Below are 20,272 nucleotides of genomic sequence, written 5' to 3'. Positions count from 1 at the left end.
AGGCCTTGGCGGCGAACCCTGCGACGGGGGAGGGAAAGTATGTCTCCGTTCGCCGCATTTGTGAAGGGGGTGTGGCAAATTTTTTTTACGGATGTTGCATTCGTTCATCCGAAGCAGGACGCAGGGCCGGCTGGCGCCGGCCCTGCCGCCCGATCAGGCCGCGACCAGGCGCACCCGGGCAAAGGTACGCTTGCCTACCTGCAGCAGGCCTTCGAAGCCCGGCTGCAACACCTGCTGGCCATCTTCCACCACTTCACCGTCCACCTTCACCGCACGCTCCTTGAGCTTGCGGTTGGCTTCGGAATTGCTGGGGGTCAGGCCGGCGGCGGTCAGCAGCGCGGCAATCCGCAGGCCCTCGGCCGGAATGGCCACGTCCTGCAGCGGCAACTGGGTGATGTCGCCCTGCCCGGTCACCGCGGCTTCCCAGCCGGCAATGGCCTGCTCGGCCGCTGCGGCGTCGTGGAAGCGGGTGGCCAGTTCACGGGCCAGGCGCAGCTTCACCACGCGCGGGTTCAGGGTGCCGGCGGCGACCTGTTCACGCAGCGACACGGCCTCGGCCTGGCTGATATCGAAGGACAGCAGCTCGATCCAGCGCCACATCAGGGCGTCGTCGACCTTCATGGCCTTGGTGACGATGTCGATGGCCGGTTCGCTGATACCAATATAGTTGCCCAGCGACTTGGACATCTTGTTGACCCCGTCCAGGCCTTCCAGCAACGGCATGGTCAGCACGACCTGCGGCTTCTGGCCATGGTGCTCCTGCAGGCCACGGCCCATCAGCAGGTTGAACTTCTGGTCGGTACCGCCCAGTTCGACGTCCGCTTCCAGCGCCACCGAGTCGTAGCCCTGCACCAGCGGGTACAGGAACTCGTGGATGGCGATGGACTGCTGGGCCGCGTAGCGCTTGGCGAAGTCATCGCGTTCGAGCATGCGGGCCACGGTGTGCTGGCCGGCCAGGCGGATCATGTCGGCCGCGCCCATCTTGCCGAACCACTCCGAATTGAAGCGGACTTCGGTCTTTTCCCGGTCCAGCACCTTGAACACCTGCTCTTCATAGGTGCGGGCGTTGGCCAGCACGTCCTCGCGGCTGAGCGGCTTGCGGGTCAGGCTCTTGCCGGACGGGTCGCCGATCATGCCGGTGAAGTCACCGATCAGGAAGATGACCTGGTGGCCGAGGTCCTGGAACTGGCGCAGCTTGTTCAGCAGCACGGTATGACCCAGGTGCAGGTCGGGGGCGGTGGGGTCGAAGCCTGCCTTCACGCGCAGCGGGCGGCCTTCCTGCAGGCGCGCACGCAGATCCTCGAGCTTCAGGATCTCGTCGGTTCCGCGGCCGATCAGGGCAAGGGCTTCTTCAATCGAGGACACGTGACTACTCCCGGCAGTGCCGTTTCTTATGTGGGGTGTTAACGCCAAGTTAACCCGATTGGCTTCACAAAAGCCAATAGGCACAAGGGTTTGACGCGGTTTTCTCAGGTGTCTATGGTAACCGCCGAACAGGCCCGCGCTCCCGGGCCAGCCAGGAAAACACCGCTGATGCACAATTCCGACCAAGGGCGCGCACGCAAGCAGCGCTTCCAGGAACGACTCCACGTCCTGCACGACAACGCCCTGCACCGGAAGCTCAGGCAACACCTTCCCGCCGCTTTCAACGAGCGCTGGACCCGCCGCCACTGGATGCACGCGAGCCTGTTTGCGACCATCGGCGCGCTGGTGGCCACCATTGTTCCCGGCTTCTCGCACACCATCGATGCGCCCTACGCCGACAGCCACACCAGCCTGGCCCTGCCCTTGCCGCCGCTTGCGCAGGCGCGCCAGCAGCAGACCCCCGGCGACAGCTGGCAGGTGCTGCGGGTGCAGCGCGGCCAGACCCTGAGCGAACTATTCGACCAGGCCGGCATTCCGGCCAGCACCCTGCACCGGGTGCTGGACCATCCCGGCGCGCGCGATTCGCTGACCAAGCTGCGGCCGGGCGCCGAGATCGCCTTCGACATGCCGCTGTCGGGCGACCTGCGCAGCATCCGCTTCGACCGCGATGGCGAGCACCGGGTGGAGCTGAGCCTGGCCGGCAATGACATCAAGGAAAAGGTGACCCAGCGCGAGACGTCCACGCGCACGGTGGTCACCAGTGGCGAGATCACCAGTTCGCTGTATGCCGCGGCACGCCGTGCCGGGCTGTCGCCGTCAGCGATTGCGACGATGACCGACGACATCTTCAAGTACGACATCGATTTCTCGAAGGACCTGCAGCCGGGCGACCGCTTCAGCGTGGTGATGGACGAGACCTGGCGCGAAGGCGAGAAGGTCGACACCAGCAAGATCCTGGCGGCCACCTTCACCACCGGCGGCAAGACCTATTCGGGCTTCCGCTTCGAGCGCAACGGCAAGTCGGAGTACTACGACATCAACGGCCGTTCGCTGAAGAAGAGCTTCATCCGCATGCCGATTCCCTTCGCGCGCCTGAGCTCGACCTTCGGGGCGCGCAAGCACCCGGTGCTGGGCAAGATGCGCATGCACAAGGGCGTGGACTACGCCGCCCGCACCGGCACCCCGATCATGGCCGCCGGTGATGCACGCGTGCAGTTCGTGGGCGTGCAGCGTGGCTACGGCAACGTGGTGATCCTGGACCATGGCCGCGGCCACACCACCCTGTACGGGCACATGTCGCGCTTTGCCGGCATCAAGAACGGCCAGCGCGTGGCCCAGGGCACGGTGATCGGCTACGTGGGCTCCACCGGCATGGCCACCGGCCCGCACCTGCACTACGAATTCCGCGTGAACGGCCAGCACCGCAACCCGCTGACGGTGACCATGCCGCCGCCGGAACCGCTGAAGGGTGCCGAGCTGGTGGCCTTCCGCGCGCAGACCGCACCGGCCATGGCGCGTATCCAGGGCATGGAAAAGCTGATCTACGCCGAGGCCAGCCCGGCCCCCGCCAGCCGCGAGGCCAATGCCACCGAGGTGGCCAGCGCCAAGGACGCCAAGGCGCCGGCCCGCAAGCGCGGCTGAGCCGCTGCGTTGACGAACAAGGACGTGGCAGCACAAGCTTGCCACGTCCTTTTTTTATGCCCGCCATGAACGCCGCTGCCGACCCGAACGCCCCCCTGTACCTTGGCCTGATGTCGGGCACCAGCGCCGATGGCATCGACGCCGCCCTGGTGCAGTTCCCCGCTACCGGCGGCTGCCACTTCGTGCACGGGCTGACCGCGCGTTGGGAACCGGTGCTGCGTGCCCGGCTGGTCGCGCTGGGCGAAGGCGGTCCGCTGCAGTCGCTGGAAGAGCTGGGCGAATTGGATGCGCGGATCGCGATTGCCTTCGCCGGCGCGGCCAACCAACTGCTGGACGAGGCCGGGGTGGATCGCGCCCAGGTGCGGGCGATCGGCTCGCACGGGCAGACCGTGCGCCACCGGCCGCTGGCCGACCCGGCCTTCACGGTGCAGCTGGGCGACGGCAACCGGATTGCCGAGCTGACCGGCATCACCACCGTGTGCGACTTCCGCCGCCGCGACGTGGCCGCCGGTGGCCATGGCGCGCCGCTGATGCCCGCCTTCCACCTGGCCATGCTGGGCGCCGCCGATGAAGACCGCGCGGTGCTGAACCTGGGCGGGATCGGCAACCTGACCCTGATTCCCCGGCAGGGGGCGGTGCGCGGCTTCGACACCGGCCCGGCCAATGCACTGATGGATGCGTGGTGCCAGCGCCACACCGGCCGCAGCTTCGATGCCGATGGCGCGTTTGCCGCCAGCGGTGCGGTGGATGACAGCCTGCTGGCTGCCTGGCGGGCCGACCCGTGGTTCGATCTGCCGCCGCCCAAGAGCACCGGGCGCGAACAGTTCCACCTGGCCTGGGCCGAAGCGCACCTGGGCGAGGGCCAGTTCAGTGCCGCCGATGTGCAGGCCACCCTGCTGGAGCTGACGGCGATGACCGTAGCCGATGCGCTGCTGGCGCAGCAGCCGGGCACGCGGCGGGTGCTGGTCTGCGGTGGCGGCGTACACAACGCACAGCTGATGCGGCGGTTGGCCGCGCGCCTGCCGGGCGTGCAGGTTGAATCCAGCGCGCGGCATGGGCTGGACCCGGAATACGTGGAAGCGATGGGCTTTGCCTGGCTGGCCCAGCGCACGATGGACGGGTTGCCGGGCAACCTGCCGGCGGTGACCGGCGCGCAGGGGCCGCGGATCCTGGGAGCGATCCACCTGGCGTGACGCGGGTGGCATCCGCCGGGCATGGCCCGGCGCTACCCGACATCATGCACCCGGTGAAGTGGCGGTAGCGCCGGGCCATGCCCGGCGTCGAAGTGTCAGGTCAATCGAAGCCCTGGCCGGCGGGCATGGCCTGCAGCGCGGCGATGGCCGCCGACAGCGCATCCACTTCGGGATCGCCAAAGCCCGAGCGCACTTCCAGTTCACTGCTCAACAGCCCCTGCTCCAGCACCGCCTGGCAGGTCTGTTCGTGGGTCCAGCCGCGCGCGACCGCCACCCGCCGGATACGTTCCAGCAGCAGCGGATCGACGTCGCGCAGCACTATATCGGCCATGCTCACTCCCCGTTCGCAAGGCACCGCCCCCCCGGCGCACGTGGCGATCATCCCGCAGCCGGGGCGTGCAGGCAATCAGGGGGCGGCCGGCGGCCCGCGATCCAGGATGCGCGGCCACAGCCAGGCCAGCAGCAGCAGGGTCGGCACCACGGTGACCGCGCTGAGCATGAAGAAGGTGCTGTATGAGCTGGCTTCGACGATGTAACCGGACACGCCACCGACGAACTTGCCCGGCAGGTTGGCCAGCGACACCAGCAGCGCGTACTGGGTGGCGGTGAAATTGCGGTCGGTGAGCGAGGACATGAAGGCCACCAGCACGGTGCCGGCGAAGCCCTGGAACAGGTTGTCGGCGCTGAGTGCGGCATAGAACGCCCACAGCTGGCCGGGGTTGTGTGCCATCAGCAGGAAGGCTAGGTTGGACAGGGCCACGCCCAGAGCGGCCACCAGCAGCATGCGGCGGAAACCGAAGGCAGCCACCGCGATACCGCCGAGGAAGGCGCCGCCAATGCCCATCCACACACCGAACAGCTTGGACACGGTGGCGATGTCGGCCTTGTCGAAGCCCGAATCCAGATAGAACGGGCCGGCCATGACCCCGATCACCTGGTCGGGGAACTTGAACAGGCCGACGAAGGCCAGCAGCCCCAGTGCCAGGGCGATGCCGTTGCGGCTGAAGAAGCTGGTAATCGGCTGTACGAAGGCTTCGGCCACGTCGATGCGGCGCTGCACCGCGTTGGCCGGGCGGTCGGGCTCGCGGCAGAACAGCGTGGCCAGGATCGGCAGCAGCATCAGCGCGGCCATGGCCAGGTAGGCCACGATCCAGCCTTCGAACTGGGCCAGGTACAGCGCGCCGGCGCCGGCCAGGATCAGGCCGATGCGGTAGCCCAGCGTATAGGTGGCCGCCAGGGCCGCCTGCGCGGTCTGCGGGGCGATCTCGATGCGGTAGGCATCGACCACAGAGTCCTGGGTGGCGCCAGCGAAGGACGCGGCCAGCACCCAGCCCACCAGCGGCCACACGCCCTGTTCGGGGCGCACGAAGGCCAGCGCCACCAGGCCGACCAGCACCGCCACCTGCGACACCAGCAGCCAGGAGCGGCGACGACCGAGCCGGCCCAGCAGCGGGAACGCGTACCGGTCCAGCAGCGGCGCCCAGACGAACTTCAGCAGGTAGAAGAAGCTGGCCAGGCTGATCAGGCCGATGCTGCCCAGATCCAGGCCGACATCGCGCAGGCGGGTGGACAGGGTCTGCGAGGCGATCAGCAGGAACGGCAGGCCGCTGCCGAAGCCCAGCAGGGCCATGGTCAACGCCGACGGCGTGCCGAAGGCGCGCTTGATGCCGGCCCAACCCTTGTAGCTGGGCGCCGCAGCGGCCTCGGTCACAGGTCGTAGTCCACGGTGAACGGGGCGTGGTCGGAGAAGCGCTCGTCGCGGTAGATCGAGCAGCTGCGCAGGCGGTCACGCAGGCCCGGGGTGATGAACTGGTAATCGATGCGCCAACCGACGTTGTTGGCGCGGGCCGCGCCGCGGTTGCTCCACCAGGTGTAATCCTCGCCGGTGGGGTTGAGCAGGCGGTAGGCATCGGCCCAGCCGCGGCCGGAAGCGACATCGGTGGCCTGGCCATGGTCGGCGCACAGGGCATTCAGCCAGTCGCGCTCCTCGGGCAGGCAGCCGGAATTCTTCTGGTTGGATTTCCAGTTCTTGATGTCCAGCGCCGAACGGACGATGTTCCAGTCGCCACACAGCACGTAGTCGCGGCCACTGCGCGCCCACTCTTCCAGGATCGGCCGCAGCCACTCCATCACTTCGAACTTGAAGCCCTGGCGCAGGTCGCCCGAGCTGCCGGAGGGAATATAGAAGGAGACCACGCTGAGATTGCCGAAGCGCGCCTCGATGTAGCGGCCTTCATCGTCGAACGGAGCCCAGCCCAGCGAGGTGATGACCTGGTCGGGCTCGCGCTTGCTGTAGATGGCCACGCCGCTGTAGCCCTTCTTGGTGATGGCATCGCGGTAGAAGCAGTGGTGGCCATCGGGGCGGAACATCGGGTCGGTCAGCTGGTCTTCCTGCGCCTTGGTTTCCTGGATGCACAGAACGTCGGCGTCCTGGGCACGGAACCAGTCGAGGAAGCCCTTGGTGGCGGCCGAGCGGATGCCATTGGCGTTGAAGCTGATGATGCGCATGCAGAAGAACCTACGGCGGGAAACCGGGCAAGCATACCGGTTGGCCATGGGGCTGCGCAGTCCGCCGGCGCCCCCCGGGCGGGCCTTCACGGCGGGCCGGACGAGCGCGAAGGGCCCAGCTGGATTAGGATTTATGCTCCAAATGATGATGAACAGAGTTTTGATGAGCGACCATCGCCACCGTTTCCTGCAGCTGGCCCTGACCGCCGACGCCCTGCGCTTCGGCCAGTTCACCCTGAAGTCCGGCCGCCTGAGCCCCTATTTCTTCAATGCCGGCCGGTTCGATTCCGGTTCGCTGCTGGCCCAGCTGGGCGCCTGCTACGCCGATGCCATCGACGCCAGCGGGATCAAGTACGACGTGGTCTTCGGCCCGGCCTACAAGGGCATTCCGCTGGCCACCGCGATGGCCTGCGAACTGGCCCAGCGCGGCCGCGACCTGCCGCTGTCGTTCAACCGCAAGGAAGTGAAGGACCACGGTGAAGGCGGCCAGCTGATCGGCGCCGACCTGACCGGCAAGCGCGTGCTGATCGTGGACGATGTGATTACCGCCGGCACCGCGATCCGCGAAGCCATGGCCATCATCCGCGCCGCCGGTGGCACCCCGGCCGGCATCGTGGTGGCCCTGGACCGCCAGGAGATCGCCTCGGAAAGCGACCACCGTTCGGCCGCACAGGCCGTGGCCGAAGAAGCCGGCATTCCGGTGATCGCCGTGGCCACCCTGGCCGATCTGCTTGATTTCGCCTCCGGAAACCCGGAACTTGTGGGCTACCGGCAGCCGCTGGAAGCCTATCGGGCCCAGTACGGCGTCCGCTCCGCACGCTGACCCAGGGGAAGGTCGCATGTTCCGAGTTCCTGCCATTGTTGCCGCCAGCCTGCTGCTGGCGGTTCCGGCCACCGCCCTGGCGCAGTCCAGCGGCAAGGCGGAAAAGAAGCTGTACTGCTGGAACCAGGGCAAGGAACGGATCTGCAGCGATGCGCTGCCGGCCGACGCGGTGAACAACGCGCGCGAGGAATTCAACGTGAACAGCGGCCTGCGCAATGCCCAGGTCGAGCGCGCGTTGAACGATGAGGAACGTGCCGCCGCTTCCACGGCGGCGGCGCAGACCCAGCTGGACAAGATGGCCGAGCTGACCCGCCAACGCACCGAGCAGGCCATGCTGGTGACCTATTCCGACGAAGACGCGCTGCGGCGCGTGTTCAGCGAACGCCAGGAAGTGCTGGACAACAACCTGAAGACCGCCCGCTACAACGTGGCCAGCCTGCGTGATTCGCTGGTGGCGCTGTTGGGCGCGGCCGGTGATCGCGAACTGGCCGGCGCCGCGGTGGCTGACAAACAGGCCGACCTGATCCGCCAGCGGCATGCGCAGCTGCGCTCGCAGCAGCGCCTGCAGGCCAGTTTCGAGCAGCAGCAGGTGGCACTGAAGGCCGAGATCGAAACCACCCTGCAGCGCTACCGTGAACTGAAAGGGCTGGCGCCCGCAGGCTGAAGCGCGTGGCGGCCCCAGCGGCCCCGCGCCCACCGGTGACCATGACAGCGGCCCGAACCCCTGATGCGCGTACCCGCCAGGCCGATGCGCTGGTGCACGGCCTGCAGCGCGAAGCCGGCGGGAAGCTGACCGTTTTCCTCGGCGCAGCGCCGGGCGTGGGCAAGACCTACGCCATGCTGGCCCGTGCACAGGAACAGCGCCGCCGTGGCGTGGACCTGGTGGTGGGGCTGGTGGAAACCCACGGCCGCGCCGAAACCCAGGCCCTGCTGGACGGCCTGCCGCAGCTGCCGCTGAAGGACGTGGACTACCGCGGCCACGCCTTGCACGAGATGGACCTGGATGCGCTGCTGGCACGCCGGCCGGCGCTGGCGCTGGTGGATGAACTGGCCCACCGCAACGTGCCCGGCAGCCGCCACGAACGGCGCTGGCAGGATGTGATGGAACTGCTGGATGCCGGCATCGACGTCTGGACCACGGTGAACATCCAGCACCTGGAAAGCCTGAACGATGTGGTGATGCGGATCACCGGCGTGCGGGTGAGCGAGACCGTGCCCGACGTGGTGCTGGACCGCCTGCACGACATCGTGCTGGTGGACCTGCCGCCGCGCGAACTGATCGCGCGCCTGCAGCAGGGCAAGGTGTACGTTCCCGAGCAGGCCGCGCAGGCCCTGCAGGCGTTCTTTTCACCGGCCAACCTGACCGCGCTGCGCGAACTGGCCATGCAGGAAGCGGCCGATCGCGTGGACAGCAGCCTGCGCGAGACCCGGGCCGCGCGTGGCGAGGCGAACCTGCCGTTGCGCCGCGGCGTACTGGTGGCCATTGATGGCGGTGGCCAGAGCGAATACCTGGTGCGGGTGGCGCGGCGCATTGCCGAACGCCGCGACGCACCGTGGACGGTGGTGACCGTGCAGGGCCGGCGCCAGGACGATGCCACCCGCCGCGAGATCGATGCGGCATTCGCGCTGGCACGGCGCCTGGGTGGCGAGGCCGAGCTGCTGCACGGGTCCAGCATTGCCGATGCCCTGCTGGACCATGCCGCGCACAATGGCATTTCGACGCTGGTGCTGGGCCGTACCCGCGAACGTCCGTTGGCCCGCATGTTCAACCGCACCCTGACCCAGCAGCTGATCCAGCGCGGGGCGCATTACGAGATCACCATCATCAGCACGCCGCAGGCCCGCGCCCGTTCGCGCCGCGAAGGCCTGCTGCCGCCGATGCGCGGCATCAGCTACGAGCCGGTGCAGGCGCTGGTTGCCACCGCGCTGGCCTGCGCGGTGGCGTGGCTGGGCGAACGCTGGGTGGGCATGGCCGACCTGTCGATGGTGTTCATCGTGGCGGTGGTGCTGGTGGCCGCGCGTACCCGCGCCAGCGTGGCCGCGATGGCCGCGATCCTGTGCTTCCTGGCCTACAACTTCCTGTTCATCGCGCCGCGCTTCACCTTCGCCATCAGCGCGCGGCAAGGGGTGATCACCGTCTTCCTGTTCCTGGCCGCAGCGCTGGTAGCCGGGCGCCTGGCATCGCGGCTGCGCATGCAGGTGATTGCCCTGCGCGCGGCCAACCGCCATGCGCGCGCGCGCCAGCAGCTGGGCCGGCAGCTGGCCAGCGCGGCCGGGCCGGGCGAGGTGGCGCAGGCCGGGCGCCAAGCCCTGCAGCAGGCCCTGGATGTGCCGGCATGGCTGCGCATCGGCACCGACGCTGCCACCGGCGGCCGCGTGCTGCCCGGCGACACCGACCTGGCGGCGGCCGACTGGGCGCAGCGCCACGGCCAGCCCGGTGGACGCTTCACCGATACGCTGGCCGGTGCGCAGTGGTGGTTCCTGCCACTGCTGGATGGCGGTGACCGTGCCCTTGGCGTGGCCGGCCTGTACCTGCCCGACGCCCGGCTGTTGCCCGAGCAGCGGCAACTGGCCGAAGCCATGGTGGATGACATCGCCCAGGCCGTGCTGCGCACGCGCCTGGTGGCCGAGCTGGAACAGGCCCACGTAAGCAACGAGACCGAACGCCTGCGCTCTGCCCTGCTGTCTTCGGTATCGCACGACCTGCGCTCGCCGCTGGCGGCGATGATCGGCTCGGCCGACAGCCTGGCCAGCTATGGCGATGCGATGGACGGCGCCGACCGGCGTGCCCTGCTGGACACCATCCAGGTGGAGGGCGAACGGCTGGACCGCTACATCCAGAACCTGCTGGACATGACCCGCCTGGGCCATGACGGGCTGCAGATCAACCGCGACTGGATCGGCGTGGACGAGCTGATCGGTTCGGCGGCGCGGCGCCTGCAGCGCTATCAGCCGCAAGTGCGCCTGGAGCTGGACATTCCCGCAACGCTGGCGCCGATCTGGGTACACCCGGCGCTGGTGGAACAGGCCGTGTTCAACGTGATGGAGAACGCGGCGAAGTTCTCGCCCCCCGGCGCCGCCGTGCAGGTGCAGGCACGGTTGGCCGACGGCCAGCTGCAGATCGACGTGATCGACGCCGGCCCGGGCATTCCCGATGACGAGCGCACGCGCATCTTCGACATGTTCTACAGCGTGGAGCGCGGCGACCGCGGCCGCCATGGCACCGGCCTGGGCCTGGCCATCTGCCAGGGCATGATCGGCGCCCACGGCGGCAGCGTGCAGGCGCTGCCCGGGCGCGACGGCCGCGGTACCCTGATCCGCATCACCCTGCCCTTGCTGAAACCTGCTGACCACGATGAGCCCGATGCCGACTGACGCCAGCGTGCCGGCCGCACGCGTGCTGGTGATCGACGATGAAACCCAGATCCGCCGTTTCCTGGACATCAGCCTGCGTGCGCAGGGCTACCAGGTACGGCAGGCCGCCAGCGGCGAGGAAGGCCTGCAACTGGCGGCCAGCGAGGACATGGACCTGGTGATCCTGGATATCGGCCTGCCGGACATGGAGGGGCACGAGGTGCTGCAGCAGCTGCGGCAGTGGAGCCAGGTGCCGGTGATCATGCTGACCGTGCGCGCCGGCGAGGCCGAGAAGGTGCGGGCGCTGGACAACGGCGCCAACGACTACGTGACCAAGCCGTTCGGCACCCAGGAACTGATGGCGCGGGTGCGGGCGCTGCTGCGCACGCGCAGCGTGCCCAGCGATGGCGCGCCGCCGGTGTTCGACGATGGCCACCTGCATGTGGACCTGGTGCGCCGCGAAGTGGCGCTGGACGGCGAGCCAGTGGCCTTGACCCGCAAGGAGTACGCGCTGCTGTCACTGCTGCTGCGCAACGCCGGGCGGGTGGTGACCCAGCCGCAGATCCTGCAGGAGATCTGGGGCCCGACGCACCAGCACGACACCCACTACCTGCGCATCCTGGTGGGCAAGCTGCGGCACAAGCTGGGCGATTCGGCGCTGGATTCGCGTTACCTGTTCACCGAACCAGGCGTGGGGCTGAGGTTCAAGGGGTGAGGCGTGCCGACCAACGGTCGGCACCCACCAGGTAGATCCACGCCATGCGTGGATGGGCCACCGGCGCAGGCGTGCCGACCAACGGTCGGCACCCACCACACCAAGGTCGGCACCTACCAGGTAGATCCACGCCATGCGTGGATGGGCCGGCCCCCAGGAGCGATCAGAACCCCAGCGGGGTGTCGCCCAGTACCGTCTGCAGCTGGCTGCGGAACAGCGCCTGGATGCGTTCCAGCGCGGCTTCGTCGTTGCCTTCAAAACGCAGCACCAGCACCGGGGTGGTGTTGGAGGCCCGCACCAGGCCCCAGCCGTCGGGGAAGTCCACGCGCAGGCCATCGATGGTGGACAGGCGCCCGCCCGTGTAGGGCGACTCCGCCGACTGTGCCGCATCGACCAGCATCGCCACCAGCGCGTGCGGCGTGCCATCGGCCACCGGCACCTTCAGTTCCGGCGTGGCCACGGTTTCGGGCAGCTCGGCCAGCACTTCGTCCGGGGCTTCCTCGCGCTGGGCCAGGATTTCCAGCAGGCGCGCGGCGGCGTACAGGCCATCGTCGAAACCGAACCAGCGTTCCTTGAAGAAGAAGTGGCCGCTCATCTCGCCGGCCAGTTCGGCGTCGGTCTCGCGCATCTTGGCCTTCATCAGCGAATGCCCGGTCTTCCACATCAACGGGCTGCCGCCATTGCGCAGCACGTGATCGGACAGCTTGCCGGTGCATTTCACGTCGTAGATGACCATCGCGCCGGGATTGCGCATCAGCACATCGGCGGCAAACAGCATCAGCAGGCGGTCGGCGTAGATGATGCGCCCTTCGCCGGTGACCACGCCCAGGCGGTCGCCATCGCCATCGAAGGCCACGCCCAGGTCGGCACCGAAGCGCTTGACCGTCTGCACCAGGTCTTCCAGGTTGGCCGGTTCGCTCGGATCGGGATGGTGGTTGGGGAAGGTGCCATCGACATCGCAGTACAGCGGAATGACCTCGGCGCCGATGGCTTCCAGCAATTGCGGGGCGAACGCACCGGCCACGCCGTTGCCGGCGTCGGCGACGACCTTCAGCGGACGGTCCAGCTGCACGTCGTCGGCGATGCGCTGGATGTAGTCGGCCGCCACCTCGCGCTGCTGGTAGTCACCCGGCGTGGCGGCCTGCTGCAGGCGACCTTCGCTGATGCGCAGGTAGAGATCGGTGATCGCATCGCCGGACAGGGTTTCACCGCCGATGACGATCTTGAAGCCGTTGTACTCGGGCGGGTTGTGGCTGCCCGTCACGGCCACGCAGGTGCCGGTGCGCAGATGGAAGGCAGCGAAGTAGACCATCGGCGTGGCGGCCAGGCCGATATCGATGACCGAGCAGCCGGCGCGGCGCAGGCCCTCGGCCAGGGCGGCGGCCAGTTCCGGGCCGGACAGGCGCCCATCCCGGCCGATCACCACCTCGCGCAGGCCCTGTTCCAGCGCCACGGTACCGATGGCCTGGCCGATCAGGGCCGCGGTCTTCGGGTTCAGTTCGCTGCCGACCACGCCACGGATGTCGTAGGCGCGGAAGATGCCCGGGGCCAGCGCCACCGGCGGGACCGGCGGCGGCGCCACGGCATCACCTTCATCGCCGCTGGCCAGCAACGGCGGCGGGGTGGACATCTGCAGGCTCTCGCGCAGGGTCGGGCCCTGGTCGCCCTCGCTGGCGGCGGTGCGGCGCAGCGGCAGTGACTTCGGCAGGCGGTTGCGACCGACCACCAGCAATACGGCGATGAACAACAGCAGCAGCGCGACGATGGCGCTGCCCAGCGCACCCAGGCCCAGTGGGCCGGCCTCGATGTTGGGTACCGCTGCGGCCAACCGCAGGGGGGTACCGGCCACCGGGCGCGCCAGTGCTTCGGCGCTCTCGCGCAGGCCGGCATCGCCCTGCGCCACGATGTCATGGCCGCCCTGGCGCAGGGCCAGGAAGCCGTCGGCGGGGGTACGCACCTGGTCCAGCGGCGCGGTCAGGCGCAGCAGTGGCTGGCGCACATAGGCCACGGCCGGGCCGGCGCTGCCCAGCTCGACGGCGGCGGCCAGACCCAGGCGGTTGCCGCCCGCATCGCGCACCACGCGCAGGGCCGGCTTGCCGTCGGCCAGCGCCGATTCCAGCAGGGCCAGCCGCGAGTAACCGAACGCCGGCATGTCGGCATAGGCGGCGGCAAGGTCGGCATCCAGCACGTCCACCTGCTCCACCCCGGTCCAGCTTTCACGCATGGCCAGGGCCGCGGCGGCGGCATCGCCAGCGCGCAGCGCCTGCTGCACGCGATCGCTCTGCAGATGCTTCTGCAACTGCTGCAACTGGCCGGCAGCGGCCTGCTGAAGCCCCTGCACAGCCTGGTCGCGGGCCGCTTCCAGTGCCTCGCCGTTGGCCGCCTGTCGCCACTGCTGCACCGCGCTCCAGCCGAACCACCCGGCCAGCAGTACCAGCAGCACACCCAGCAGCGGTGCCCCCCGACCCAACGACTTCGCCTGCTTCGCTTCCCCGTTGCCGCTCATTGATCTCCCCCGTCAACGCACCCCGGTATGGCCGAATCCACCCGTTCCCCGCACGCTGTCGGTGAAAGTATCCACCACCTGCAGGCTGACGCGGGCAATCGGAACGACGACCAGCTGGGCGATGCGATCGCCCGGTTCGATAGTGAAGGCTTCGCGGCCGCGGTTCCAGACGCTGATCAGCAGCGGGCCCTGGTAATCGGCATCGATCAGGCCGGTGCCGTTGCCCAGCACGATACCGTGGCGGTGGCCCAGGCCCGAGCGCGGCAGGATGACCGCGCACAGGCCGGGATCGGCGATATGGATGGCCAGGCCGCTGGGCACCAGCGCGGTATCGCCGGGCTGCAGGGTCAATGCGGTTTCCAGCGCCGCGCGCAGGTCCATGCCCGCGCTGGCTTCGGTGGCGTAGGCCGGCAACGGCCAGCTGTCGCCGAAGCGCGGGTCGAGCAGCTTCACCTGCAGCGGCTGCGGGGAAAACGTCTGGGTCATGCCGTAAGCCTCCGCGCGATCAGCGCCAGCAGTTGTTCGGCCAGTTCGCGCTTGCTGGTGGCCGGGAATACCTGTTCGCCGTCCTGCCAGAAGGCAGTGGCCGCATTGTTGTCACTTTCGAAGCCGCCGCCGCTGATGCCCACCTGGTTGGCGATCACCAGGTCCAGGCGCTTGTCGACCAGCTTGCCGCGCGCGTACTTCTCCACATCGTGGGTTTCGGCAGCGAAGCCGACCACCAGCTTCAGGGCCTGGGTCTGCGCGGCCACCTCGGCCAGGATGTCCGGGGTGCGCACCAGCTCGATCACCAGCGACTGGCTGTCGGCGGTCTTCTTCAGCTTCTGCGCGGCCACCTGGTGCGGGGTGTAGTCGGACACGGCGGCGGCACCGATGTAGATGTCTGCCGGCAACGCGTCCAGCACGGCCTGGCGCATCTGCGCGGCCGAGCGCACATCCACGCGCTGCACGCCGGGCGGCGTGGGCAGCTGCACCGGGCCGCTGACCAGCACCACCTGCGCGCCCATCGTGGCGGCCGCTGCGGCCAGGGCGAAGCCCATCTTGCCGCTGCTGCGGTTGCCGACGTAGCGCACCGGGTCGATGTCTTCATAGGTCGGGCCGGCGCTGATGAGCAGGCGCAGGCCCTGCAGCGCGCGGGTTTCCGGCGCGGCCTCGGCCACCGGCGGTGCACCCACGGCGGCCAGCGCGGCCACGATGTCGCCCGGTTCGGCCAGCCGGCCGGGGCCCGATTCACCTTCGGCCAGCGGGCCATCCACCGGGCCGATCACCTGTGCGCCGCGCTGGCGCAGCAGGGCGATGTTGGCCTGGGTGGCCGGGTGCAGCCACATGCGGTGGTTCATGGCCGGGCACACGGTCAGCGGCGCGGTGCTGGCCAGGCACAGCGTGCTGACCAGGTCGTCGGCGTGGCCGTGGGCCAGGCGGGCCAGCAGATCGGCGGTGCCGGGGGCGACCACGATACGATCGGCCCAGCGCGCCAGTTCGATATGGCCCATGGCCTGCTCGGCCGCGCTGTCCCACAGCGTGGTGCGGGTCGGCTGGCCGGACAGCGCCTGGAAGCTGAGCGGGGTGACGAACTGCTGCGCACCGGCAGTCATGGCCACCTGCACCAGGGCGCCGGCATCACGCAGGCGCCGCACCAGTTCCAGGGCCTTGTACGCAGCGATGCCACCGCCCACGCACAACAGCAGTTTCTGGCCCGCCAGCGCGCGGGCCGGCGCGGGGGAGGCGTTGGGAGAATCAGCCACCTGGAATTCCTGTGCAAACGAGGGCGCTAGCTTACCCGAAGGGCGGTGGCGTCCCGGTGCATGGCGCACATAGCGGGCCGCTATCAGCACATAGGGTTATGACCACATGAAGTTCCGCATGGACCATTGTTCGATTCGGAACTTTCCTATACCTGTGCGGCCGCGCTGTTTGCAGAATCATAGGTGGCCACGCCGCGTGTGCCGTCTGTTTTCCCAGGAGCATGCCGTGCACCCGCGCATCATCATTGCCGACGACCACCCGGTGGTCCTGCACGGCATCCGCATCGTGCTCGAACGCCACCGTCTGGATGTGGCCGGCGCCGCCTGCGATGGCGCCGGCCTGCTGCGCCTGGTGGACGAGCGCCGCTGCCATGCCGTGCTGACCGACCTGGCCATGCCCGGCCCCGGTCCGGACGGCCCGGAACTGGTGGCGGCCCTGCGCGAGCGGCACCCACAGCTGCCCGTGGTGGTGCTGACCGGCGCGCGCCATCCCGGCCTGCTGGATGGGCTGCTGCGTGATGGCGTGCATGGTCTGGTCGACAAGGCCGCCGATTTCGCCGAGCTGCCGCAGGCGCTGCATGCGGCCATGGGCGGGCAGGTGTTCGTTTCCCAGCAGCTGCGCCGGCACCTGCAGTCACGCGACCTGATGTTCCAACGCGAACCCTCACCGCTGTCGGCGCGCGAACAGGAAGTGATGCAGCTGCTGGCCGAGGGTCTGAGCGTGAATGCGATCGCCGACCACAGCGGCCGCAGCGCCAAGACCATCAGCCGGCAGAAGGCCGAAGCCAAGCGCAAGCTGGGCCTGCACAGCAACCAGGAACTGTACGAATACCTGAAGCGCCAGCGCGATTGAGGGCTTGCCCCACCGCAGGGCGCGGCAAGCGCCGATGCCCGCGACGATCGCGGGCGGCCACGATGGGCCATGACCATCCTCGACTGGCCCGAGAACGAACGCCCCCGCGAGAAGCTGCTGGCCCGCGGTCCGGCCGCCCTGTCCGATGCCGAACTGCTCGCCCTGTTCCTGGGCTCGGGCTTCGGCGGGCGCGACGCCGTGCAGACCGCGCGCGACCTGCTGCAGGCCCACGGCCCGTTACGGGTGCTGCTGGACCGACCGCCCGCCGAACTGACCCGCCTGCCTGGGCTGGGCCCGGCGCGCAGCTGCACCCTGGCCGCGGGTCTGGAGCTGGCCCAGCGCTACCTGGCCGCCGAGCTGCAGCAGGGCGACTGCGTGGGCGAAAACCCCAGCGCCGTGGGCCGCTACCTGCAGCACCGGCTGCGCGGCCAGCCCCGGGAAATCTTCATGGCCCTGTTCCTGGACAACCGCCACCGCCTGCTGGCCTGCGAAGAATTGTTCCAGGGCACGATCAATGCCGCCCCGGTCTACCCGCGCGAAGTGGTGCGTCGGGCCCTGCTGCACAACGCCGCCGCGGTCATCCTCAGCCACAACCACCCCTCCGGCGATCCTGAACCGTCGGCCGCCGATACCCGCATCACCCGCGAACTGCAGCAGGCCCTGGCCATGGTGGACGTGCGCCTGCTGGACCACTTCGTGGTGGGCGAAGGGCGCCCGGTGTCGTTTGCTGAACGGGGTCTGCTGCCGAAGGTGGGCGCCCGCCTGCCCGGCTGAACCGGCCGCGGCGCTGGCCCCGGCCGCAGGCGCCCGGTCAGCGGGTTGACCGGTATCTGCGCTAAAATGGGCGATTCCGCCGCTCATTCTCACAGCAGGCCTCGTGAAAAATCTCCTCCGCGCCCTGATCAACCAAGGCATCGAAGCCTTGCGCGCCAATGGCACCCTGCCCGCCGACACCCTGACGCCGGACTTCGTGGTCGAACGCCCGAAGACCCGCGAGCATGGCGACTTCGCCACCAACGCCGCCATGCTGCTGGCCAAGGCCGCGCGCAGCAACCCGCGTGCCGTGGCGCAGGCGCTGGTGGACGCACTGCCGCGCAGCGAGGACGTCAGCAAGGTCGAGATCGCCGGCCCGGGCTTCATCAATTTCCACCTGGCCCCGGCCGCCTACCAGCGCGAAGCCGCGCTGGTGCTGAAGGAAGCCCACGACTACGGCCGCAACCTGTCCGGCAATGGCCGCACGGTGGGCGTTGAGTATGTGTCGGCCAACCCGACCGGCCCGCTGCATGTCGGCCACGGCCGCGCGGCGGCCATCGGCGACTGCATTGCCCGCGTGCTGGATGCCAACGGCTGGAACGCCAAGCGCGAGTTCTACTACAACGACGCCGGCGTGCAGATCGAAAACCTGGCGCTGTCCACCCAGGCCCGCGTGAAGGGCATCGCGCCCGACCAGGACGGTTGGCCCGAAGGCGGCTACCGCGGTGAATACATTGCCGATGTGGGCCGTGCCTACATGGCCGGCGCCAGCGTGGATCTGGAAGGCACCACCGTGGTCGGCGCCAAGGACCCGGACGACCTGCAGGCCATCCGTCGCTTCGCCGTGGCCTACCTGCGCAACGAGCAGAACCTGGACCTGGCCGCGTTCGGCGTGGATTTCGACATCTACTTCCTGGAAAGCTCGCTGTACGCCGACGGCAAGGTGGCCGAAGCAGTAGCCAAGCTGCAGGCCTCGGGCCACACCTACGAGGAAGGCGGCGCTCTGTGGCTGCGCAGCACCGACTTCGGTGACGACAAGGACCGCGTGATGCGCAAGTCCGACGGCACCTTCACCTATTTCGTGCCGGACGTGGCCTACCACCTGTCCAAGTGGCAGCGCGGCTACGAGCGCGCGATCACCGAACTGGGTGCCGACCACCACGGTTCGCTGGCGCGCGTGCGCGCCGGCCTGCAGGCCATGGAAGTGGGTATTCCGCAGGGCTGGCCCGAATACGTGCTGCACCAGATGGTGACGGTGATGCGTGGCGGCGAAGAAGTGAAGCTGTCCAAGCGTGCCGGCAGCTACTTCACCCTGCGCGACCTGATTGACGAAGCCGGCCGTGATGCCACCCGTTGGTTCCTGATCGCGCGCAAGCCCGATTCGCAGCTGACCTTCGACATCGACCTGGCCCGCCAGCAGAGCAACGACAACCCGGTGTTCTACGTGCAGTACGCGCATGCACGCGTGTGCAGCCTGCTGCGCCAGGCCCAGGAAAAGGGCATCACCCATTCGCCCAGCGCCGGCCTGGCCGGTCTGACCACGCTGGACGACGAAGCCTCGCTGTGGCTGATGGTGGAAATGTCGCGCTACCCCGAAGTGGTGGAATCGGCCGGCACGCTGATGGAACCGCACCTGGTGGCGCAGTATCTGCGCGAACTGGCACACGCCTTCCACACGTGGTATCAGAGCAAGAAGATCCTCGAACTGGATCAGTCCGAGCTGGATGCACGCCTGGCCCTGGCCAACGCGGCACGGCAGGTGCTGGCCAACGGCCTCGACCTCCTGGGCGTCAGCGCCCCGGAAAAAATGTAATTCCCCGGAGAAGCAGTAGACATGGCAGCACGACGCGGCAAGACACAGGCCAGGCGCAACAGCAGCAGCCAGGGCACGCCCGGATGGGTGTGGCTGGTGGCCGGTGTGGCCATTGCCGCCGTGGTGTTTTTGGCGGCGCCCAATCTGTTCAAGGGCGAAGGCGATGGTTTCCTGCGTGCCGGGCCGCAGCCGAACCCGAACGCGCAGCCGGCGCCGGTGGCCGACGCCGATGCCGATGTCGGCAGCCAGCCGGCCACGCCGGCCGCTGCCACCAAACCGGCTGAACCGGAAAAGCCGACCGCCACCCAGTACGACTTCTACACCCTGCTGCCGGGCAAGGAAGTGGAGATGTCCGACGCCGAACTGGCCGCCAGCGCGCGGGCCGAGGAACTGCGCCGGGCCAAGGCCGAAGCACAACGCGCTCAGGCCGCACTGGAAGGCAAGCCGGTTCCGGCTGCGCCGGCTGCAACGCCGGCTGCCGCCCCAGCAGCAACGGCCAGCGTGGCCAGCACCGCTGCGGTGACCGCCAGCGAACGCCCGTTGCCGGCGCCGTTGAGTGAACGCCCCGCGGCGGCAGCGGCGACCCCGCCGGCCACCGCACCGGTACGCACCGAAACCGCGGCGCAGCCGCCGGCTGCGGCTGCGGCACCGGCAGCCGCCGCTGACAACACACGCTACATCCTGCAGGCCGGCGCCTTTGGTGCGTCTGGCGATGCAGAAGCGACCAAGGCCAAGCTGGCCATGATGGGCCTGGCCGCACGCGTGGAATCGGCGCAGATCAATGGCAAGACCGTGTACCGCGTGCGCATGGGGCCCTACGGCAGCGCCGGCGAGCTGGCCGAAGCCAAGCAGAAGCTGGATGGCACCGGCTTGCAGGCGATGGCGATCAAGGCGCAGTAAGTTGAAAAGCCGGGCAATGCCCGGCTTTTTGCTTTCGTAGCGTCGAGCTTGCTCGACTGCTGTTGAACTCAGTCGAGCAAGCTCGACTCTACGACGGCAATGG

17 protein-coding genes are annotated in these 20,272 nt (G+C 68.9%); 10 read left to right on the top strand and 7 right to left on the bottom strand.

Going from position 1 to position 20,272, the window contains the following annotated elements; all coding sequences use genetic code 11:
- Positions 1-153: 153 nt before the first annotated feature.
- The gene (tyrS, locus tag C1931_RS01725; protein ID WP_108755190.1) at positions 154-1,365 is read right to left on the bottom strand and encodes a tyrosine--tRNA ligase; all 1,212 of its coding nucleotides are present in this window, start codon (positions 1,363-1,365) and stop codon (positions 154-156) included.
- 168 nt (positions 1,366-1,533) lie between these two features.
- Between tyrS and C1931_RS01720 the strand changes: the two genes are divergently transcribed.
- On the top strand, positions 1,534-3,006 hold the full coding sequence (locus C1931_RS01720; protein WP_108755189.1) for a peptidoglycan DD-metalloendopeptidase family protein: 1,473 nt from the start codon (positions 1,534-1,536) through the stop codon (positions 3,004-3,006).
- Positions 3,007-3,071: 65 nt separating this feature from the next.
- The gene (locus C1931_RS01715) at positions 3,072-4,199 is read left to right on the top strand and encodes an anhydro-N-acetylmuramic acid kinase (protein ID WP_108755188.1); all 1,128 of its coding nucleotides are present in this window, start codon (positions 3,072-3,074) and stop codon (positions 4,197-4,199) included.
- A 100-nt stretch (positions 4,200-4,299) separates the two neighbouring features.
- On the opposite strand, the gene C1931_RS01710 is transcribed toward C1931_RS01715, so the two are convergent.
- From C1931_RS01710 to C1931_RS01700, 3 genes are all read right to left on the bottom strand, one after another.
- Positions 4,300-4,530: a hypothetical protein gene (locus tag C1931_RS01710; protein WP_108751450.1), complete on the bottom strand. Its 231-nt coding sequence runs from the start codon at positions 4,528-4,530 to the stop codon at positions 4,300-4,302.
- A gap of 75 nt (positions 4,531-4,605) precedes the next feature.
- Entirely contained in the window at positions 4,606-5,910 is a 1,305-nt protein-coding gene (locus C1931_RS01705) for an MFS transporter (RefSeq protein WP_108748221.1), read from the bottom strand.
- On the bottom strand, positions 5,907-6,707 hold the full coding sequence (locus C1931_RS01700) for an exodeoxyribonuclease III (RefSeq protein WP_108751925.1): 801 nt from the start codon (positions 6,705-6,707) through the stop codon (positions 5,907-5,909). Before C1931_RS01700 ends, C1931_RS01705 begins: the two co-directional genes overlap by 4 nt.
- Before the next feature lie 163 nt (positions 6,708-6,870).
- Here C1931_RS01700 and pyrE point away from each other — a divergent pair, with 163 nt between their 5' ends.
- Genes pyrE through C1931_RS01680 form a run of 4 tightly spaced genes read left to right on the top strand, consistent with a single transcriptional unit; the run spans position 6,871 to position 11,599 of the window.
- Positions 6,871-7,530: an orotate phosphoribosyltransferase gene (gene pyrE, locus C1931_RS01695; RefSeq protein ID WP_108755187.1), complete on the top strand. Its 660-nt coding sequence runs from the start codon at positions 6,871-6,873 to the stop codon at positions 7,528-7,530.
- Positions 7,531-7,546: 16 nt separating this feature from the next.
- Entirely contained in the window at positions 7,547-8,194 is a 648-nt protein-coding gene (locus C1931_RS01690) for a hypothetical protein (protein WP_108748218.1), read from the top strand.
- A gap of 41 nt (positions 8,195-8,235) precedes the next feature.
- Positions 8,236-10,905, top strand: a complete 2,670-nt coding sequence (locus C1931_RS01685; protein WP_108755186.1) for a sensor histidine kinase KdpD — start codon at positions 8,236-8,238, stop codon at positions 10,903-10,905.
- Positions 10,895-11,599: a response regulator transcription factor gene (locus tag C1931_RS01680; protein ID WP_199911996.1), complete on the top strand. Its 705-nt coding sequence runs from the start codon at positions 10,895-10,897 to the stop codon at positions 11,597-11,599. Before C1931_RS01685 ends, C1931_RS01680 begins: the two co-directional genes overlap by 11 nt.
- A gap of 163 nt (positions 11,600-11,762) precedes the next feature.
- Here C1931_RS01680 and C1931_RS01675 read toward each other — a convergent pair whose 3' ends face one another.
- Genes C1931_RS01675 through coaBC form a run of 3 tightly spaced genes read right to left on the bottom strand, consistent with a single transcriptional unit; the run spans position 11,763 to position 15,850 of the window.
- Positions 11,763-14,105 (bottom strand): phosphomannomutase/phosphoglucomutase, encoded by a 2,343-nt coding sequence (locus C1931_RS01675; protein ID WP_108755184.1) that lies wholly within the window; start codon positions 14,103-14,105, stop codon positions 11,763-11,765.
- A 12-nt stretch (positions 14,106-14,117) separates the two neighbouring features.
- Positions 14,118-14,591, bottom strand: a complete 474-nt coding sequence (gene dut, locus C1931_RS01670; protein ID WP_108748215.1) for a dUTP diphosphatase — start codon at positions 14,589-14,591, stop codon at positions 14,118-14,120.
- On the bottom strand, positions 14,588-15,850 hold the full coding sequence (gene coaBC / locus C1931_RS01665; RefSeq protein WP_108755183.1) for a bifunctional phosphopantothenoylcysteine decarboxylase/phosphopantothenate--cysteine ligase CoaBC: 1,263 nt from the start codon (positions 15,848-15,850) through the stop codon (positions 14,588-14,590). Before coaBC ends, dut begins: the two co-directional genes overlap by 4 nt.
- 226 nt (positions 15,851-16,076) lie before the next feature.
- On the opposite strand from coaBC, the gene C1931_RS01660 reads away from it, so the two are divergent.
- From C1931_RS01660 to C1931_RS01645, 4 genes are all read left to right on the top strand, one after another.
- On the top strand, positions 16,077-16,703 hold the full coding sequence (locus C1931_RS01660; protein WP_108757615.1) for a response regulator transcription factor: 627 nt from the start codon (positions 16,077-16,079) through the stop codon (positions 16,701-16,703).
- A 69-nt stretch (positions 16,704-16,772) separates the two neighbouring features.
- Positions 16,773-17,477: a DNA repair protein RadC gene (gene radC / locus C1931_RS01655; protein WP_108755182.1), complete on the top strand. Its 705-nt coding sequence runs from the start codon at positions 16,773-16,775 to the stop codon at positions 17,475-17,477.
- 103 nt (positions 17,478-17,580) lie between these two features.
- On the top strand, positions 17,581-19,269 hold the full coding sequence (gene argS / locus C1931_RS01650; RefSeq protein ID WP_108748211.1) for an arginine--tRNA ligase: 1,689 nt from the start codon (positions 17,581-17,583) through the stop codon (positions 19,267-19,269).
- A gap of 21 nt (positions 19,270-19,290) precedes the next feature.
- On the top strand, positions 19,291-20,169 hold the full coding sequence (locus tag C1931_RS01645) for an SPOR domain-containing protein (protein WP_108755181.1): 879 nt from the start codon (positions 19,291-19,293) through the stop codon (positions 20,167-20,169).
- The last annotated feature ends 103 nt before the right edge of the window (positions 20,170-20,272 follow it).

The organism is Stenotrophomonas sp. YAU14A_MKIMI4_1, from assembly GCF_003086855.1.
GTDB lineage: Bacteria > Pseudomonadota > Gammaproteobacteria > Xanthomonadales > Xanthomonadaceae > Stenotrophomonas.
Note: the sequence above shows the minus strand (reverse complement) of the source record. Positions and strands in the feature narration are given on the sequence as shown.

What these genes read in the sequence shown, in the direction of transcription:
- C1931_RS01720 (WP_108755189.1), top strand. Translation starts at nt 1,534, where the DNA reads ATGCACAATTCCGACCAAGGGCGCGCACGCAAGCAGCGCTTCCAGGAA.
- C1931_RS01715 (WP_108755188.1), top strand. Translation starts at nt 3,072, where the DNA reads ATGAACGCCGCTGCCGACCCGAACGCCCCCCTGTACCTTGGCCTGATG.
- C1931_RS01710 (WP_108751450.1), bottom strand. Translation starts at nt 4,530, where the DNA reads ATGGCCGATATAGTGCTGCGCGACGTCGATCCGCTGCTGCTGGAACGT.
- C1931_RS01700 (WP_108751925.1), bottom strand. Translation starts at nt 6,707, where the DNA reads ATGCGCATCATCAGCTTCAACGCCAATGGCATCCGCTCGGCCGCCACC.
- pyrE (WP_108755187.1), top strand. Translation starts at nt 6,871, where the DNA reads ATGAGCGACCATCGCCACCGTTTCCTGCAGCTGGCCCTGACCGCCGAC.
- C1931_RS01690 (WP_108748218.1), top strand. Translation starts at nt 7,547, where the DNA reads ATGTTCCGAGTTCCTGCCATTGTTGCCGCCAGCCTGCTGCTGGCGGTT.
- C1931_RS01685 (WP_108755186.1), top strand. Translation starts at nt 8,236, where the DNA reads ATGACAGCGGCCCGAACCCCTGATGCGCGTACCCGCCAGGCCGATGCG.
- C1931_RS01680 (WP_199911996.1), top strand. Translation starts at nt 10,895, where the DNA reads ATGCCGACTGACGCCAGCGTGCCGGCCGCACGCGTGCTGGTGATCGAC.
- C1931_RS01675 (WP_108755184.1), bottom strand. Translation starts at nt 14,105, where the DNA reads ATGAGCGGCAACGGGGAAGCGAAGCAGGCGAAGTCGTTGGGTCGGGGG.
- dut (WP_108748215.1), bottom strand. Translation starts at nt 14,591, where the DNA reads ATGACCCAGACGTTTTCCCCGCAGCCGCTGCAGGTGAAGCTGCTCGAC.
- radC (WP_108755182.1), top strand. Translation starts at nt 16,773, where the DNA reads ATGACCATCCTCGACTGGCCCGAGAACGAACGCCCCCGCGAGAAGCTG.
- C1931_RS01645 (WP_108755181.1), top strand. Translation starts at nt 19,291, where the DNA reads ATGGCAGCACGACGCGGCAAGACACAGGCCAGGCGCAACAGCAGCAGC.